This window comes from Granulicella sp. L46 (assembly GCF_009765785.1).
GTDB lineage: Bacteria > Acidobacteriota > Terriglobia > Terriglobales > Acidobacteriaceae > Granulicella.
Window position 1 is genome coordinate 174,913 of the sequence record NZ_LMUT01000009.1, and the last position, 17,805, is coordinate 192,717.

The window sequence follows — 17,805 nt, forward strand, 5'->3', positions numbered from 1 at the left end:
ACCTCGCCCTCACCGCCATCTTCTACGTCCTGCTCCGCCCCGTCAGCCGCCCCTTATCCCTCATCGCCCTCTGCTTCGGCCTCTTCTCTACCGCCACCTACGCCACCGCCGAAATCTTCTACTTCGTCGCCAGCCTACCCTTCTCTGACCCGGACATGATCAAGGTCCTCTCCCCCGACCTCCGCCAAACCATTCCCTACCTCTGCCTCACCGTCTTCGGATACATCTTCGTCCTCTTCACCGGCTTCTACGGCATCGCCGTCATGCTGCGCGGTTACATGATCTACCGCTCAAGCTATCTGCCTCGCGCACTCGGCGCTATTGTTATGCTCGGCGGCGCAGGCTTCTTCGCCAAGAACATCCTCTTCCTCATCGCCCCGCAGCACGACTCGATGCTCCTCGTCCTCCCCATGCTCCTCGCCATGCTCAGCATGGCCCTCTGGTTCCTCATCAAAGGAATCAACGCCGCCGCATGGCCCTCGCCAACGCACGCGTAACGTCGCATCACCGCAGTTACCCATCGTGATTCCGCTCTCCCGCATCCCCGCCCGCCGGTGGTACCCTCGCTGAAATGCAAAAGTTAGGCGTGGCTCTGCTCGTTGTGCTGCCTCTTTCCTTCTTGGCCTTCTCCCAGACGGTCACAGCCTCGGCCCAATCTTCAACCACCACTTCCTCGGGCCAGAAGTCTCCCCAAACCTCGCCGCCGATCATCACCCTCGGCAACTCCGCCGTCGCCCTCACCGGCATCACCGGCGCCATGCTCGTCGGCGCCATCCGCAGCCAGGCCGGACACATCTCCCCCTACCGCAACGGCGAAGAACTCGACCTCGAAGGCTCCCTCCCCCTGGGCATCACCGACGACGTCGACTACCCCACCCAGACCTTTCCCCTCGCACCCGGCGACCGCCTCGCCTTCATCACCGACGGTGTCCCCGAAGCCACCAACCCCGCCCGCGAACTCTTCGGCTTCGACCGCACCCGCGACATCAGCCACCAACCGGCAGCCATCATCATGGACCAAGTCCTAACCTTCGGCCAGGAAGACGACATCACCATCCTAGGCATCCAGTTCGCCACAGCCTGACAACTGAGAACTGACAACTGACAACTGACAACCCTCAAGCGTTCCGCGCGAACCGGCTCACCGCATACGCAATCGGCAAACCCACCACCACCATGTGCATAAGCAATCCCTCAATCATGCCGTTGATCGAAATAGGATCTCGCTGATGAAACGCGCAGTGCGGCAGCACGATCAGCATCATCACCAAATGCACGCCAGCCCCATAGCAAAGCCCACACACCAGCGGATACTCCGTCATGAACGTCAGCTTCCGGCTCAACGCGTAATAAAACGTCGCAAAGCACAAAGAGATAAACACATGCAGCACCACCCCCAGCCCGTAGTAAAAGACGCCCCCCTGCGCGCCGCGACCTCCCACCAGCCCCTCCGCAATCACGAGAATAATGTCATGCCCAAACAGCACGCACGCCTGCAATAAATCCAGCGCAGCAGCAGCAAGCCCTCCCACCCCAATCGCCAAAACTGCACTACGCGCCGTACTCCGAGACCCGCCCAGGCTCTGCCCAACTACCAATGCTTCACTCATGCAATCTCCTCATTCCTCTGTGGCTTTTTCCCTACGCAGCGTTCTCACTGCGAGCCACGACCCACCCTAGTCAGAAGACAAGCGCAAAGTCCTGAAGCGCCTCTGAAATCCTCTGAATAGTTCTGAAAATGAGGCGTTTGCCGCAGCCAGCAGATGTCTGCCGTCGTCACCGCCCGAATCGCCACGAAATAATAGAAACCGAGTCGATATAATCCAGCAGGCCTCATCTCCTCTCTGGCTCTCGATTCGAATCCCAGGGGTCCGCCGAACTCGTATGCAATCTCCCGCAACAACCATCCTTCGCATCGGCACCTGGCGCGTGAACCCCACATCCGGCGAAATTTCACGAGATGGCGAGACCGCTCGACTCGAGGCGCGCGCCATGCGTCTCCTACTCACCCTCGCCGAGCACCCCGGCGAAGTCCTCAGCATCGACGACCTCCTCAACCAGGTCTGGCCAGGCGTCGCCGTCTCATCCGATTCCGTCTATCAGGCCATCACCTCCCTCCGCCGCATCCTCGGCGACGACCCCAAACAGCCCACCTACATCGCAACCGTCCCGCGCCTCGGCTATCGAATGGTCGCCCCGGTCAGCGCCTTCGCAGACCAGCCCGCCTCCCCTGCGCCCGCGACCCCACTCCATCCTCCGCCCATCCCTCGCCCGCACGCCCTCGGCCTGCAACTCACCGTCCTCCTGATTTGTCTCGCACTAGCCGCAGCCTTTCTCTTACGCGCCCATTTTGCCAGTCAACGCCCGCCCTCGCCCATCGCCTCCACGCCCACGCAAAAGTCCATCGCCGTCCTCCCCTTCCTCGACCTCACCCAAGGCATGCAGCAAGGAGAGTTCGCCGACGGCCTCACCGAGGAACTCATCGACAAGCTAAGCAAACTCCCCGGCTTCCACGTCCCATCTCCCACCTCGTCCTTCTACTACCGTGACAAAAATCTCCCCGTCGCCACCATCGCCAAAGCCCTCGGCGTTGTCTATGTCCTCGACGGCAGCGTCCGCAGATCCGACGACCAGGTGCGCGTCGCCGCCCGCCTCGTTCGCGCCGACAACGGCTACGTCCTCTGGTCCGAAACCTACGACCGCCCCTTCCACGACCTCGTCATGGTTCAGGACGACATCGCCGGTGAAGTCGCGAAAACCCTGGGAGCATCAACCGAGTTCAAGACACCCTGACATCGGCTGCTCGATCTGGTTGAACTTAGGAAGATGCACGCATCACCTTAGTGCTATCCTCGGTCGCATGAGCGGCAACTTTGGATCCCGGCGCAACATCCTTGTCCTCGCACTTTTCATCCTTGCGTCTCATCCCCGCCTCTATGCTCAGGGACTATGCCCCGTTTCCCTCGTCACCGCCACGGCCGAAAAAGACACCATCCAGCTGAAGTTCAGGAATAAGGTCAAAGTGCCCATCGAGCAGATCAGCCTGACCTGCTCACCCTCAGGGACCAACAAATTCCCCAACGGAATCTGCCATGTCGAAACCGGCTTCTTTTATCCCGGCTCGGTGTCCTGGATCAACATCGACTATCTAGGCGCAAGTCATCAGGCGATTGAGATCGCGGTAGCCCGCCTTCGTCTGCAAGGCGGCGTCCTCTGGCAAGCAGGCACCTCCCACACCTGCAAATCCCTCAAGCTACCCCGCAAAGACTAATCACCTCCTCTGCACATCGGGCCGCTCGCCGCGCGAAGCCCCTCGCCGTCCGCGCAGGACTCTACAGTCAACCTTTACAGTTTACCTGTAGATATGCAATACTGATTCAGTGAGCAGCAGACCATCGTCCCCTCAACCCGCCCTCGCACGAACCCTCGCCACCGAAATCCGCGCAACCTTTCGCAAGCTCAAGCAGCGCATGCGCGAACAGGGTGGCGATAACGATCTAACCCCATCCCAGGCCTCCGTTCTTCTTCGACTCGAACAGCAGGGTCCCACCACGGTTTCAAGTCTGGCCCGAGCGGAAGGCATGCGCCCCCAGTCGATGAGCGCAATCGTCGCGCCATTACAGGAGTCCGGCCTGCTCCGAGGCGCACCTGACCCCGGCGACGGCCGCCAAACCCTGATGTCTCTCACGCCGAAATGTCTGAAGTGGCTTCAGCAGAGCCGGGCCGCGAGACAGGACTGGCTCACCACCACCATCATCCAGAAGCTCTCTGTCCACGAGCAGGAGAAACTTCACGCGGCACTCGATCTGCTATCGCGCCTCGTTGAGGATTGAACCCACCACCTCCCGCCTTCACCCATGCGCACTTCGTATCCAAGGAAAATTCCCATGCCCCTGACCACGCTTGACCCCAACACCGCCTTGATCGTCGTCGACCTCCAAAAAGGCATCGCCAGCGCAAACCTCATCCATCCCATCGCCGACATCATCGACCGCACCCGCGCCCTGCTCGATATCTTCCGTGCCAACAACCTCACCGTAGTGCTCGTCAACGTGGCAGGAGGAGCACCCGGCCGCACCGAGCAGGGCCCCCGCGCCAACCTAACGTTTGCCGACGACTGGACCGACCTTCTTCCGCAGCTAAATCAGCAACCAACCGACATCCTCGTCACCAAGCGCAGCTGGGGCGCCTTCGCCACCACGGATTTAGACCACCAACTCAAGGCACGAGGCGTCACCCAGGTCGTTGTCACAGGAATCGCAACTTCCATAGGCGTCGAAGCAACCGCCCGCCAGGCCTACGAGCAAGGATTCAACGTAACCCTCGCAACGGACGCCATGACCGACATGCGCGAAGAATCGCACCACTACAGCATCAGCAACGTCTTCCCCCGCGTCGGCGAAACCGGCTCGACCCAGGAAATCATTGCGCTACTCGAAAAGTCCTTGCAAGAAAGGAACGTAGCCTCATGAGTTATCTGCATCTCCTCTCGTACTTCTTCGCAGGCGTCTTCGTTGCAAACGCCATCCCTCACTTCGTCTCCGGCGTCATGGGCCGTCCCTTCCAAAGCCCCTTCGCCAAGCCCCCCGGCGAAGGCCTCTCCTCCTCAACGGTCAACGTCCTCTGGGGATTCTTCAACGCCGTCGTCGCCTATCTCCTCATCACGCACATCGGCGCTTTCCATCCGCGGACGACCGTCCACATCCTCGCCTTCGCCCTCGGCGCGCTACTCATCAGCCTCTTCACGGCTCGCCACTTCGGCCAATTCCATGGAGGCAACGCACCGCAGCGCCCATGAAGAATCCAGCAGCCACCACCTTCCGTTCCCTCAAAACCTTCAACTTCCGTTTGTGGACGATGGGCGGCCTGGTCTCCAACATCGGTACCTGGATGCAGCGCGTAGCCCAGGACTGGCTAGTCCTCACGCGCCTCACCCACCACGACGCGTCAGCCCTCGGCATCGTGATGGGCCTCCAATTCGCTCCGCAACTTCTCTTCCTCCCGTGGACAGGCTCCGCAGCCGACCGCCTCAATCAGCGCAAGCTCCTCATGCTCACCCAGGCAACCATGGGCGTGCTAGCCCTCTGCCTCGGCTTCCTCACCATCACAGGAGTCGTCCGCCTCTGGCACGTCTATGTCTTCGCCTTCCTCTCCGGTTCCGTCGCCGCACTCGACGCCCCCGTCCGCCAAACCTTCGTAGCCGAGATGGTAGGCGACGAGGATCTCTCCAACGCCGTAGCCCTGAACTCAACTTCGTTCAACACGGCCCAGATGATCGGCCCCGCGGTCGCCGGCCTGCTCATCGCAAGCGTCGGCCTCGGCTGGGCCTTCCTCCTCAACGGTCTCTCCTTCGCGGCCGTCCTCATCTCGATGTCGTTCTTCCGTCTCTCAGAATTACGCACCAGTGCCCGCGCCCATCGCACGGCCTCCGGCTTCCGCGAAGGCCTTCGCTACGTGTGGAGCAAACCAGACCTGCGCGCGATCCTGATCATGTTGTTTCTCATCGGCACCTTCGGCCTCAACTTCCCCATCTTCATCTCGACGATGGCCGTAACCGTCTTCCACTCCGACGCCCGCGGCTTCGGTCTGCTCTCCTCCATCATGGCCATGGGCACCCTCTCAGGAGCCCTCTTCGCCGCCAGCCGCCAAAGAGCAAAGTTCTCGTCTCTCCTAGCAGGCGCCGCTGTCTTCGGACTAGGCTGCACCCTCGCCGCACTTGCCCCAACCTACTTGGCTTTTGGAGCCGCGCTCATGCTCATCGGCGCAGCCGGCGTGATCTTCACCAACGCCACCAACAGCATCATGCAACTCTCAACAGAGCCAGCGATGCGCGGCAGAGTCATGGCCCTGCGAATAGCCATCGCCCTCGGCGGAACCCCCATCGGCGCACCCATCGTCGGCTGGGTCGCCAACCACTTCGGCCCTCGTTGGTCGCTCGCTGTTGGAGCAGCATCAGGCTTTATCGCCGCCCTGGTTGCAGCGTACGTTCTGCTCCGCCGCAAAGAGCCGCTGCTCGCTTCGTGATTCGTCCCGCGAACTCGCGGCCAAATCCCGTTACTCGACCGGCTGATCGATGTAGTGAGCAAGCTCTGCAACAGCTTCCGGCTGATGGTTCAAGCCCTTCGGAACGTTGACGTTCTGCAGATACTTGGCCTTCGCCATGCGTACCTGTTCAATTTGGTTCACGCTGAGAGGTCTAGGTGATCCCAGTTGATGTGCAACCAACTCGATGTGCGCAAGATGTTCGACCGTCTCCATTCTCAGAAAAGCTTCCAGGAGATCGTTGCCATACGTCACCGCACCATGATTCGCCATCAGGATCGCCTCGTGGCCGCGCAGGAACGGCGCCAGACTCGCGGCCACTTCACCAGTTCCGGTTGTGGCGTACTTGGCTAGAGGTACGGCTCCCAGCGTCATCACGCCCTCCTGACAAAGCACCTCGTCAAGTCCCTTGCCAGCGCAGGCAAAGCCGGTCGCAATCGGCGGATGGCTGTGGATCACCGCCGAAATATCGCTCCGCACCTCATAAATTGCGAGGTGCATCCCCACCTCGCTCGTCACCTTACGTGTGCCCGAGAGCAACCGGCCTTCAAGGTCGACGATGACCATATCCGAAGGTTCCAGCAGCAGTTTGCTCATCCCCGTTGGCGTAACGAGCAATCGTTCCTCATCGAGGCGAACCGAAAGGTTTCCCGCTGTTCCAGGCATGAAGCCCAGGCTCGATAGCCATTTGCTGAAGCGGACTAGCTCCCCACGCAGTTCCGACTCGCTAGTTGCGGTTCTTCCCATTACTGTTCCCTCAGAGACCTGCCAAATGTGAATGTCTTACAAGATCGTAAACGGAACAGCCTCGGTCTGGACGGCGCGCTTTCCCGAAAATGAATCTATAACCCTTCGCAGACGTTTGCCAACTCGGTCTGAAGTTATGAACAGGTCGCCTGCCGTCAGATTGCCGGCCACCTTGTAGTGCCCAACCGCTGCCAGCCCCATCGAGGCGATGCAGCCGCATTGGCTGCAATCCGGATCTCCACCGAACTGACAGGGCGTGATGTTCGTTGTCAGGTCCGCGGAAATAATCTGCGTGGTGCGGGCGAAAATACATTCCTCCGGGCTGGATGGCGGGTTCTCGATCTCATCAATCACCCTCTCATGCATGTCCAGCTTCCCATAGAGCGGGCGAAGGCGCCGCAGTTCGTTCATCACTACGTGGCGCTGCTCGCGAGAAAGAATCTCCGGATCGGTTGCGCCCCGTTGCGGCGTAAACAGGCTGAACCAGATCTTCACAATCGCCGGATTAGCACTCCAGAAAGCAAGGAACTCTTCGAGATACCCTGGGCGGGAGGCAATCTGCGCCGTGATCGTTGAGTGAATCGTGACCCGAGCCCCTTCAATGTTCTTAAGCACGCGTTCGTAGGTCGCAGGCTTTCGACGCTCGTCGTGTTCTGGTTGAAGCCCATCGATGGAAACCACCACGTTCAGCCTCTTGTACTTGCTCCACTCCGGAGGAATCACACGAAAAGCACTCGTGACAACCTGTGTGTGGATACCGCGAGCTTCGATCTCAGGCAGCAATTTCTCGAGTTCGCGATAGCGCACCAGGGGATCGCCCCCCACCAGCGACACATGAAGCGGCTTGAGGTCATCCAGAATCGCGAGAATTCGACTGACCAGCTCATCCCCCTTGAAGTCGGAAAGCTGGCGTAACACCGTCGAACCCCCAAGGTGGGCATCGTCAAACGCATAGCAGCCCGGACACCGCAGGGGACACTCTTTCGTGATCTCAATAGAAAGCGAAGGAGCTCGCCCAGATAAAATGGTGCGCCATGCTTGGAGAACTTCACCCTTTTTCATTAACGCTCCACGAATCACGAGCCGCTCGCATAAGCTACGCCGCGGCAGAGAGCCTGCTCGGCATGGGGCGGCTTGTTCCCACCTTCGTTTAGATGCATAGATGCCTGAGTCGGGAGCAGTGTGACGGAAGTATTACCCTCAGCGACCGCTCATCTGCGACATGGCTAGCAAAGCTGCCGTTGAGTTGCGTAGTAAGCAGCGTTACTCTAATCCGAAGTTGATATGGAGGGCTCAGGAGAATGTGTCGGAACATTAAGATGTTGTTCAACTTCGATCCACCCGTAACACCCGATGAAATTCAAGCGGCATCTCTTCAGTTCGTTAGAAAAATCAGCGGCTTCAATAAGCCGTCCAAAGCTAACGAAGAAGCATTCTCATCTGCGGTCCATGCGATTGCCGACCTTTCGGCAAACCTTCTGAACACCCTTGAGACGAATTCTCCTCCTAAGAATCGGGAGGAAGAGGCGGCGCGTCTCAAGGCTCGCAGTTTAAAGAGGTTTGGCGATCCAAAAAGCGTCGCTTAGTATTGCCCAACCGGCTTCTCAAGAGAGCCGCTCGCCTCGCACTCGGCGCTAATCGCCAACCCGCTCACCGACACTGCATTCAGAACGGCCAGTCGCCTGCCCAAACTTGATCCTCGAGCCCGAGCAAACCGGCTACCAAAACCCTCCCAGGATTTCTTCCGGTCATCCTGAAAACTCCCTGTCAAGCGTCCCTTACTTCTGCCGCCAAGAGACGTTGATTTTGCGTCCCGAAACAGGGCTAAGATGCAGCCGCGTAACCCGAAACAGGGCTAAGCCCGCTCAACTTTCAACGAACTTCGCCCGAATTCCGCACAAAATCTCATACGAAATCGTCCCGCTCCACCGCGCATGATCGTCCGCCGTCACTCCCTCACCCAGCACCACCACTTCATCGTCCAGCGCAACCCCTTCCAAATCAGTTACATCCACCATCACCAAATTCATCGACACCCTCCCCACCACCGCCGCCCGCCGGCCCCCAATCATCACCCACCCATCTCCCACTCCGGAAGATGCCGCCCGCCGCAGCCCATCCGCATAGCCAACCGGGAGTAAAGCCAACCTCATCAATGATTTAGCAGTAAACGTCGCGCCATAGCCAACCGTGTCACCCGCCCTGATCTCCCGCAACCCAATCACTCGCGTCTTCCAAGTCAGCACCGGCTTCACGAGCTTTCCCAACGCCCCCGCACAGCCGATAACTCCATCGTTTGCAGCAGTTATAGCCGAACAATAGCCATACAACGCGATCCCGGGCCGCACCATTACCTTCGCCCCCACCAGTCCCGCCAGCTCCTGCATCCACCCTAAAGTCGACCCCTCGTCCACCGCCGAAGACGCCGCCAGGTGTATCCACTCCACCGTAACTCCATTACCTACAACGATTTGTACCGCATCGGCAAACCTATCCCGCTGCCTCCGCGTCACCACGGACCCCTCCACCTCCGCCGCCGCCAGGTGCGACATCACCCCCTCACAACGCACCCATTTCGAGCCCGCCAGCCGCTTGGCAATGATTGCAACTCCTTCGCAATCAACTCCTTGCCGCGCCATCCCCGTATCGATCTCCAGGTGCACCCGCACCGCCTTGCCCGCCGACTCCGCCGCCCGCTCCAGCATGCCAACATGCTCCACCGTCCAAACCACCGGCGTCAGGTCGCGCTCCACAACTTCCTTACAATCAGCCTCTTCCAGTGCCAACATCACCAGCAGCCGCACCCCGTCCCCGACTATCTCCCGAACCCTAACCCCCTCGCCCACATCCGCAACCCCAAGCCACCGAACCCCCGCATTCACCAACACCCGCGCCACAATCGCAGCATCATGCCCATAAGCATTGGCTTTTACAACCGCAAGCGTCTCTGCAGCCCCATCAACATTGACGATCGCCTGCACCGCTCGCAGGTTGTCTACCAATCGCGTTCCCGAAATCTCAACCCAACTCTTCACCCTCCCATTATCACCGCATCCACGCAAAACAAAAGGAGCGACTATAAGTCGCTCCCTTTGTGGATCTTACGCCCAATCAAATCTAGTCTTCGCCGCGCCCGCCGAACGTCCAACGCCGCACCGGCCCCACATCCACGTGCACAAACTGGCTGCGCGGATAATATCCCACGCCACCCTCATCCAAACTCAACGCCACATCACGCAATGTGCGCGTCTGCACACCCGGAACGCGGATATCAATTGCTTTAGCCTGAACATGTTGCGAGTTTTTCGCTACCCCTGTATTCCGGCTGCGCGTCCGCAAAAAGTTGTTGCTCCAGGGCGTCCGATACCCGCAAACAATATCGATCACACCCTCTGGCCGCCCCAACCGCGCCATCACATTGTGCAGCACATCAAACTCCCGCGGGTCATACGCCTTCTCATCCTGCGTTCGGCTATCTCGCAGAAAATAATCAAGTTTCGCGATCGCCGCAGGAATATAGGTGTCGCCAATTCGATACACCACGTCAATGCTTTCGCCCGAATGCAGGTGATGCAGCTTCAGTTCGTACTTCGTCCCATTGTCAGAAACCGCAGCTTCGTCCGCAGGCAGCACGCCCGGCTCCAGCAACGCGGCATGTACCATCTTCGTCGGCGGCAGCAGCCGAGAATGCATGTGAACATGCGGCCCGCGCGCCCACACCGCCTGGCAAACAACTAAAAGCATAGCCGCCGAGACGCCGATCCACACCCTCCGGCGCGACCCTTGCATGGCCCTAAGGGATAAAGCAATCAAAGCACGGATCTTGATCAACGGTATGTCTCCAGGTTCACGAATTTCTTCAAGAATTCGCGCAACAGAATGAGCTACGGCGAATCCGATTCCGCCAACACCATTCTGTTATACCGATTTTATCCCGAAAATCATCGAAATATCCCCGCCCAGGTAATCCCTTTGTAAACTTTAGTCGACAATTCCATTCCGGACCTACTCGCCCGCTCCCTCGACAGGCGGCTTGTCCGGTTGGCCCTCATAGATCTCCTCCACCCGCTCCAGCGTATCGATCTCCTCCAGCGGCTTATCCTCCCGCAACCTCAAAATCCGTGGAAACCGCAAGGCAAAGCCGCTCGCATGCCTGTCCGACCGCATCACGTTGTTGAACGCCACTTCGATCACCCGCAGCGGTTCCACCGTCCGAAAGTGCCCATAATCTTCAATCGTATGGGCTTTCATCCATTCCGTGAGCTCGGCAATCTCCACGTCCGTCACACCCGAGTACGCCTTCCCCACATTCAGCAGCTCGCCATCGTTCCCACGCACCGCAAAGGTGTAGTCACTCAGCAGACCGGCCCGCCGCCCATGGCCAAACTCCGCTCCGGTAATCACCACATCGAGCGTCGCCAATTCGCGCTTCAACTTCACCCACGCCAAACCGCGCCTGCCCGGCAAATACGCCGATCCCGCAGCCTTCAGCATCACCCCCTCATTCGCCTGCGCACGTGCCTCGACGTACGCCTGCTCAATCGCCTCAACACTCTCCACCAACTTCGTCGGAGACAACATCAGCCGCTGCAACGGAGCGTCCGCAGCAACCTCCTCCGCAACATCGAACAACCCCGCCTGCACTTTTAGCTTTGCCGGCGCGTCCCACCCCGCAACCGTTACCACCCGCAACCGCTCCACCACCGCCTCCAACCGACCCCGCCGCTCCCTCAACGGCAGCGGTAGTACCAACTCCCCGCCCTCATACAGCAGGTCGAACACCATGAACACTACTGGAACCTGCCGCCGCATCGAGCTATCCACCCGCTTGCGCCCGATCCGCTGACCCAACACAGAAAACGGCAGCGCCCTGCTCTCAGCCACGTTCCACCCCAGCAGCTCACCATCCAGAATCAGTGGCTCGCTCACCTCACGAAACGCCTCCGCAATCTCCGGAAAGCTCTCCGTGATGTCTTCGCGGTTGCGCGAGTAGACCGCAACCCGCCCCGGCTGCCCCGGATCGCCGCAATGCACCTGCGCCCGCATCCCGTCGTACTTGTCCTCAAGAAACGCGTGCACACCCGCATCCGAGTCTTTCGATGTAAACCGCTCCACGGCCTCTTCCGGAGTCTCTACCGGGCTGGCCAGCATAAATCCTAGCGGATGAAACAGCCGCATCCGCGCCTCGCCCAGCGTCCCGCCAAACGCCCTCCCCACCGCGCCCGCCAAGTCTGCCTCCAGCATCACCGCATGGCGCACCGCGACCACATCCGCGCCCGACGCCACACCAATTGCCTCCTCGATCAAACTCTGCTTCACCCCAATCCGCATGTCCCCCAGCATTAGCTTCAGCAGATACTTCGCCTCCGGCGCACTCGCGCGACGCAATAACCTTTCGACGGCATCCGCCCGTACGGCCGTCGTCCGCGCAACGGCCATCAGACCAAACACCTCAGCCACCTCCGCGAGCGTCAGGCTCTCTGTCAACGCCACCCCCAACGTCCCTGGCCACACCTCCGCCGCGGCAGCCCCCAAATCTCCATGCCGCCGATACGCCCCGGTCAACGCCGCATCCGAACACCCCGACACAGCCTTCACCGCCCGCGTCAACAGCGCTCCACCGGCATTCAACTTCCGTGGATCCGCCTCGGCAAACGGCTGCCCCGCCAGGTACAAACAAAACCTCCCTGCATCCTCCACCGACGCCGCCACCACGCGCCCCAACGCAATCTCAATCAGCGCACGCTTTTTCAGCCTGCCCGCCTCCCGGGCAAGCTCTTCCGCCAACGTAGCCAACTCCAAAAACAACGCCATCGCACCCTCGTTGCTATCAGATGCAGCCACCCATCCTCCACGAATCCCCGGCATTCGCGATACCATCTAATCAGCAGATGCTTTTGACCAGCGCAAACCCGGTGTCCTCTACCCGCGTGACCACCCGTCACGACTTTGCCTAGCTGCGCCCAATCTTCCTTCCCTATTCCCTACTCTCTATCCTCTACACTCTGCTTTTCGCAGGAGGAGCGCCCCATGTTTGACCGCCTCGACCAACTCGAAGCCCGCTACGAAGAGCTCGGCCTGCAGCTCTCCGATCCCAAAATCGTCAACGACCAGGAAAACTACCGCAAGGTCGCCAAGCAACACCGCGACATGGAACCCACAGTCGAGAAGTTTCGCGACTACCGCAAGCTCCGCAACGCCGTCGCCGACGCGAAAGCCATGCTCACCGAATCCGACGCCGACATGCGCGAGATGGCGCAAGCTGAACTAGACGAACTCGAACCCAAGCTCAGCACCACCGAAGAAGAGCTCAAAATTCTTCTCCTTCCCAAAGACCCCAACGACGACAAAAACATCGTCCTCGAACTCCGCGCCGGCACCGGCGGCGACGAAGCCTCACTCTTCGTCTCCGAGGTCTTCCGCATGTATCTCCGCTTCGCCGAGCAGCACAAGTGGAAGGTAGAAATCCTCTCCGAAACCGAGTCCGACGTAGGCGGCCTCAAGGATGTCACCGCCATCATCGAAGGCCAGAATGTCTATGCCCAGATGAAGTATGAGTCAGGCGTCCACCGGGTGCAGCGCGTCCCCGCCACCGAGACCCAGGGACGCGTCCACACCTCCGCCATCACCGTCGCTGTTCTGCCTGAAGCCGAAGAAGTCGACATCAAGATCGAAAAGAAGGACCTCCGCATCGACACCTTCTGCTCCTCCGGTCCCGGCGGCCAGTCCGTCAACACCACCTACTCGGCCATCCGCATCACGCATCTGCCCACCAATACGGTAGTGAGCTGTCAGGACGAAAAGTCGCAAATCAAGAATCGCGAAAAAGCGATGCGCGTTCTACGCTCGCGCCTCTACGAAGTCGAAGCCGAGCGCATCCACCAGCTGCAAGCCAAGGAGCGCAAGCAGCAAGTTGGTTCCGGCGATCGGTCAGACAAAATCCGCACTTATAACTTCCCGCAGAATCGCCTAACAGACCACCGCATCGGCCTGACAAACCACCAGCTAGCCATGGTGATGGAAGGCATGCTCCAGCCCACCGTCGACGCCCTCATCGCGCATGACACAGCGGAACGTCTCAAGGCAGAATCCACTGCTGCCTAAATCACGCTCTGCATCAACACGGCCGAACGCCTCAAAGCGCAATCAACCACTGCCTGAACTAACTTCCCGGCAGATTTTCCTTGATCGTCTGTGCCAAATCGTCAATCGACGTCTCTTGGCTAAGGTCCCGCACCTCAGGATTATTCGCCGCCTTATTCAATCCCATCTCCGACGCGATCTGCCGATCCATCCCCAGCAGCGCTGTCAGCTCTTTCTCAGTAAGTAGAAGAATCTGCAGCATCATGTGATCGCGCTCATCGGAACGCCGCCCCAGCCGCGCCTGCCGCATGAGGATGAAGCTCGACACCAGGATCGCCTCCATCGCAACCACCGTCTGCAATAACCCAAACGGTTTCGGATCGAAGTGCCGCGTATGCGGCAGCGAGTTAACCACGATCCACAGCGCGAACACGCACAGATGCACAGCAACAAACGGCAGGCTACCCACGAAGCCGGCAATCCCATCAATCACACGCTCCGCCTGAGTTCGCCGTTCCAGAAACTCCTGTTCGTGCCGTGCGATCAGTTCGATCTGTTCCTGTATGTGGCTCTGCGACATGGCACTCCTTGCTTAGACTATGCGACATAGCGCTCTTGTATAGGATGCATAGACTCTTCTCCATCTAGTTACTCCCTGCATCAAATCACCGCAGGACCCTCGGCAACGCGATATTCTCGGCGAATGAGTTTCGCAGCCTCACTTTTGATCGCTTCTCTTGCTGCTGCACCTGCAACGCATTCGTCCGAAGCGAAACCCTTTACGCTGCAACAGGTTCTCAGCGCGCCCTACGCCACTTCCCTCACTGCCGCTCCGCAAGGCAATCTCTTCGCCTGGGTCGAGGACGCCGAGGGCCGCCACAATCTCTGGGTTACGGGCCCCGACCAACCTGCCCGCCAACTCACCCACAACACCCAGGACGATGCGCAGGAGATCGCGCAACTGGCCTGGGCACCCGACGCTTCCGCCATCGCCTACACCTATGGCGCGGAGTCCGGAGCCAACGGCAAGCCCGCCAACCCCGCCCACCTCCAGCGCCCCACGCCCGTCCAAATCATCGTCCAACCACTCGCCCCCGGCGCCCAGCCGATTCTCATTGGCGAGGGCCACGCGCCGCTCTTCACGCCCGACGGCCACAGCCTTCTCTTCGTCCACGAAGGTCAAATCTGGACCGCCGACCCCACCAATCCCTCGGCAGCGCATCAACTCATCTTCGACCGCGGCTCAGCCTCACAGCTCACCCTCTCCCCCGACGGCCACCTGCTCGCCTTCATCAGCCATCGCAGCGAAGCCAACCAGCCCTCGCACAGTTTCCTCGCCCTCTACGACCTCGAAGCCCACACTCTCAGCTTCCCCGATCCCTCCACCAGCAACGACTCGGCTCCCGCTTTCTCACCCGATGGCAACCAGCTCGCCTGGCTGCGCTCCCCCTTCGTTCCGACCCGTGAGTTCGCCCCCGCACGCACCTCGCCCAATCCCTGGTCCATCCAGTTAGCCGACCTCGCCACCGGCACCACGCGCACGCTCTTCTCGCCTCCACCCAACAAGCCCGGTAGTGTCCTTCCCCACCTCGCCGACGCAGCCGCGCGCCTCTTCTTCGCCACCAACACCGCCGTCCAGTTCTACAGTGAGGCCGACGGCTGGGTCCACCTCTACCAGATCCATACCGAGGGCAACCCATCCGTCGAGTGGCTCACCCCCGGCTCCTTTGAAGTCGAAGACGCAACTCTCAGCAATGACCGCCACTACCTCGTCTATAGCTCCAACCAAGCATCCGCCGACGCGCACTCTACAGACCAGGACCGCCGCCACCTCTGGCGCATCGATCTCACTCGTCTCGGCGCCCCTGTCGAGCTCACCCACGGCGACGGCATCGAGGCTCGCCCACAAGTCGCCGCCAACGGCATGATCGCTGCCCTCGTCTCCGACACCCATCTGCCCATGCATCCCGCCTTCATCGCCGACGATGGCACGATCACGCACGTACGCCCCAACTTCGTTCCCGCCGACTATCCAGCAACCCTTGTAACTCCCCGCCAGGTCCTCTTCACCACCCTCGACGGCCTCCACCTCCACGGCCAGCTCTTCGTTCCCAACACCCCCGCCCCGGCGAACACCACGCGGCCCGCGATCCTCTTCTTCCATGGCGGGCCCAATCGCCAGATGCTCCTCGGCTACCCCGGCATGGACTACTACTCCAACGCCTACGCGATGAATCAATACCTTACCGCCCAGGGCTTCATCGTGCTCTCGGTCAACTACCGCTGCGGCATCGGCTATGGCCTTGACTTCCGCGAGTGCAAGAACGCAGGCGCGGACGGTGGCACCGAGTACAACGACGTTCTCGCCGCAGCAAAATATCTGCGTTCCCTCCCCGGCGTCGACCCCAAACGCATCGGCATATGGGGCGGCAGCTACGGCGGCTACCTCACCGCCCTCGCCCTCGCGCGTAACTCCGACCTGTTCGCCGCCGGCGTCGACTTCCACGGCGTCCACGACTGGAACCTCGAAGACAACGCCTCCGACTGGAAACAAGGCTCCTTCGCCGAGCAGGACGCCATCACGGCCAAAGCCAGATCCAGCAGCCCCATCGCTTCCCTCGCTCTCTGGCGTTCGCCCGTCCTCTTTATCCACGGTGACAACGACCCCGACGTCGCCTACGCCCAGACCCCCATCCTCGCCGAAGCCCTGCGCGCGAAAGGGATTCCCGTCGAGGAACTCATCTTCCCCGACGAACTCCACGGCTTCCTGCTCCACAAGGACTGGTTAGCCGCCTATCAGGCGGCCGCCGCCTTCTTCGTCCGCACGCTCAAGCCCTAGGCCTCGCAAGCTGGAAACCTCGGCCAATCAAGGTAAATGGCCTATTGCGCCAAGCCGAACAGGGTAAAATAGAAGTCGCAAGGAAGTGACGCCATTCCCACCAAGGGACGCTCGCTCCTTCCCACCTCCAGAACTGAAAGAACCCCATGAGCACAGCCATCCAAGCACCCTCCCCAGCGCTCGAAGCAGCCGCCCAGAATGCCGGCCTGAACCTCACCGCTGCCGAACCTGGCATCGACTTCACCGGCGCCCCCACCACGCGCGCCATAGTCACCCTGGCCGGCAACGCCGCCCTCGCCGCCGACCCCGCGCGCCAGCAGCTCCTCGAACTCAGCCAGACCTTTGACGCCGCCGATCCCAAGTTCGCTGCCGCCCTGGCCGTCTACTTCCGCGAGGCCGCCCACCGCCTTCGTAATTCGCGCCCCGACGTCTATCTCACCCTCCATGGCCTGCCTCTCAGCTTCGGCAAATTTGCGTGGCCCTTCCACAGCTCCACCTCCGGCGCCGACACCTTCATCGTCCACGGAGAAATTCGCCTCGAGGACGGCCGCGGCAGCCAGCTCCATGCCAAGGTCTCTGCCTCCATGACCCAGACCTTCGCCACCGTCATCCCCGCGCTCGAGCAGCCCTTCGCCGAAAGCTTCATCTACAACGCAGTCCGCAAGACCCTCGACCAGGGCCAGCTGGAGCTCGTTCAGTCCGGCAATCGCCAGCCCGTCCCCGTCACCACCCGATACTACTCCATGAAGCAGCAGGTGTTCATCTTCAACGACACCACCGAGACCCAGCGCCGCGCCTACCTCGCAGCCAAAACTTTCTGGCTAAGCCACGTCCTCGGCGCCGGCGAACCGATCTGGATCACCGACCCTCGCGACGCCCAGTACCTCAACACCACGGTCGCCGACCTCAAGACCACTGCCGCCGCCCTCGTCAAGGACGGCCTTGTCCTGCTCGACGGAACCGGCAACTGGTCGACAGCCACCGACACTCTCCGCAACGAAGAAGACACCTACCGCACCCAGGTAGCAGAGGCGCTCGCCTTCATCAAGCCCACGTTCAACGAAGACATGCGCGGCGGCCACACCAACATGTAG

19 protein-coding genes are annotated in these 17,805 nt (G+C 60.4%); 12 read left to right on the forward strand and 7 right to left on the reverse strand.

Translation table 11 applies throughout. The features are described 5' to 3' along the window. A partial coding sequence (locus GSQ80_RS07465; RefSeq protein ID WP_158787021.1) for a DUF4386 domain-containing protein occupies positions 1–497 on the forward strand: 497 nt, incomplete at its 5' end. A gap of 74 nt (positions 498–571) precedes the next feature. Then, entirely contained in the window at positions 572–1,084 is a 513-nt protein-coding gene (locus GSQ80_RS07470) for a PP2C family protein-serine/threonine phosphatase (protein ID WP_158787022.1), read from the forward strand. Between the two features lie 34 nt (positions 1,085–1,118). On the opposite strand, the gene GSQ80_RS07475 is transcribed toward GSQ80_RS07470, so the two are convergent. Further along, entirely contained in the window at positions 1,119–1,610 is a 492-nt protein-coding gene (locus tag GSQ80_RS07475; protein ID WP_158787023.1) for a hypothetical protein, read from the reverse strand. 274 nt (positions 1,611–1,884) lie between these two features. Here GSQ80_RS07475 and GSQ80_RS07480 point away from each other — a divergent pair, with 274 nt between their 5' ends. The 6 genes from GSQ80_RS07480 to GSQ80_RS07505 all read left to right on the forward strand — a co-directional run bounded on the left by GSQ80_RS07480 (position 1,885) and on the right by GSQ80_RS07505 (position 6,024). Further along, on the forward strand, positions 1,885–2,793 hold the full coding sequence (locus GSQ80_RS07480; protein WP_158787024.1) for a winged helix-turn-helix domain-containing protein: 909 nt from the start codon (positions 1,885–1,887) through the stop codon (positions 2,791–2,793). A gap of 67 nt (positions 2,794–2,860) precedes the next feature. After that, positions 2,861–3,271 carry a hypothetical protein gene (locus tag GSQ80_RS07485; RefSeq protein WP_158787025.1) on the forward strand — a complete coding sequence of 137 codons (411 nt, stop codon included), beginning with the start codon at positions 2,861–2,863 and terminating at the stop codon, positions 3,269–3,271. Between the two features lie 109 nt (positions 3,272–3,380). Beyond that, on the forward strand, positions 3,381–3,833 hold the full coding sequence (locus tag GSQ80_RS07490; RefSeq protein WP_254059505.1) for a MarR family winged helix-turn-helix transcriptional regulator: 453 nt from the start codon (positions 3,381–3,383) through the stop codon (positions 3,831–3,833). Between the two features lie 54 nt (positions 3,834–3,887). After that, complete coding sequence (locus tag GSQ80_RS07495; RefSeq protein ID WP_158787026.1) at positions 3,888–4,472, forward strand: isochorismatase family protein; 585 nt, start codon at positions 3,888–3,890, stop codon at positions 4,470–4,472. After that, positions 4,469–4,798 (forward strand): hypothetical protein, encoded by a 330-nt coding sequence (locus tag GSQ80_RS07500; protein WP_158787027.1) that lies wholly within the window; start codon positions 4,469–4,471, stop codon positions 4,796–4,798. Before GSQ80_RS07495 ends, GSQ80_RS07500 begins: the two co-directional genes overlap by 4 nt. Next, on the forward strand, positions 4,795–6,024 hold the full coding sequence (locus GSQ80_RS07505) for an MFS transporter (RefSeq protein WP_158787028.1): 1,230 nt from the start codon (positions 4,795–4,797) through the stop codon (positions 6,022–6,024). The genes GSQ80_RS07500 and GSQ80_RS07505 overlap by 4 nt, the downstream gene beginning before the upstream one ends. 30 nt (positions 6,025–6,054) lie before the next feature. Here the strand turns inward: GSQ80_RS07505 and GSQ80_RS07510 are convergent, their stop codons facing one another. Both GSQ80_RS07510 and GSQ80_RS07515 read right to left on the reverse strand, forming a co-directional pair. Continuing rightward, on the reverse strand, positions 6,055–6,789 hold the full coding sequence (locus tag GSQ80_RS07510; RefSeq protein WP_174241319.1) for a class II aldolase/adducin family protein: 735 nt from the start codon (positions 6,787–6,789) through the stop codon (positions 6,055–6,057). A gap of 36 nt (positions 6,790–6,825) precedes the next feature. Continuing rightward, positions 6,826–7,851: a radical SAM protein gene (locus GSQ80_RS07515; RefSeq protein WP_158787029.1), complete on the reverse strand. Its 1,026-nt coding sequence runs from the start codon at positions 7,849–7,851 to the stop codon at positions 6,826–6,828. A gap of 239 nt (positions 7,852–8,090) precedes the next feature. Here GSQ80_RS07515 and GSQ80_RS07520 point away from each other — a divergent pair, with 239 nt between their 5' ends. Beyond that, complete coding sequence (locus tag GSQ80_RS07520) at positions 8,091–8,375, forward strand: DUF2277 domain-containing protein (RefSeq protein WP_158787030.1); 285 nt, start codon at positions 8,091–8,093, stop codon at positions 8,373–8,375. Positions 8,376–8,654: 279 nt separating this feature from the next. On the opposite strand, the gene alr is transcribed toward GSQ80_RS07520, so the two are convergent. The 3 genes from alr to GSQ80_RS07535 form a co-directional block, all read right to left on the reverse strand. Then, positions 8,655–9,824, reverse strand: a complete 1,170-nt coding sequence (gene alr, locus GSQ80_RS07525; protein WP_158787031.1) for an alanine racemase — start codon at positions 9,822–9,824, stop codon at positions 8,655–8,657. A gap of 82 nt (positions 9,825–9,906) precedes the next feature. Next, complete coding sequence (locus GSQ80_RS07530; RefSeq protein WP_254059507.1) at positions 9,907–10,533, reverse strand: DUF882 domain-containing protein; 627 nt, start codon at positions 10,531–10,533, stop codon at positions 9,907–9,909. Between the two features lie 261 nt (positions 10,534–10,794). Then, positions 10,795–12,633 carry an ATP-dependent DNA ligase gene (locus GSQ80_RS07535; protein ID WP_254059508.1) on the reverse strand — a complete coding sequence of 613 codons (1,839 nt, stop codon included), beginning with the start codon at positions 12,631–12,633 and terminating at the stop codon, positions 10,795–10,797. Between the two features lie 186 nt (positions 12,634–12,819). Here GSQ80_RS07535 and prfA point away from each other — a divergent pair, with 186 nt between their 5' ends. Beyond that, on the forward strand, positions 12,820–13,893 hold the full coding sequence (gene prfA, locus GSQ80_RS07540; RefSeq protein WP_158787032.1) for a peptide chain release factor 1: 1,074 nt from the start codon (positions 12,820–12,822) through the stop codon (positions 13,891–13,893). Between the two features lie 58 nt (positions 13,894–13,951). Here the strand turns inward: prfA and GSQ80_RS07545 are convergent, their stop codons facing one another. Continuing rightward, a complete protein-coding gene (locus GSQ80_RS07545; RefSeq protein WP_158787033.1) occupies positions 13,952–14,452 on the reverse strand; it encodes a DUF1003 domain-containing protein in 501 nt (166 codons plus the stop codon). A 123-nt stretch (positions 14,453–14,575) separates the two neighbouring features. Here GSQ80_RS07545 and GSQ80_RS07550 point away from each other — a divergent pair, with 123 nt between their 5' ends. After that, positions 14,576–16,711, forward strand: coding sequence for a prolyl oligopeptidase family serine peptidase (locus GSQ80_RS07550; RefSeq protein ID WP_158787034.1), 2,136 nt, complete (start codon positions 14,576–14,578; stop codon positions 16,709–16,711). A gap of 146 nt (positions 16,712–16,857) precedes the next feature. Next, a complete protein-coding gene (locus tag GSQ80_RS07555) occupies positions 16,858–17,805 on the forward strand; it encodes a hypothetical protein (RefSeq protein WP_158787035.1) in 948 nt (315 codons plus the stop codon).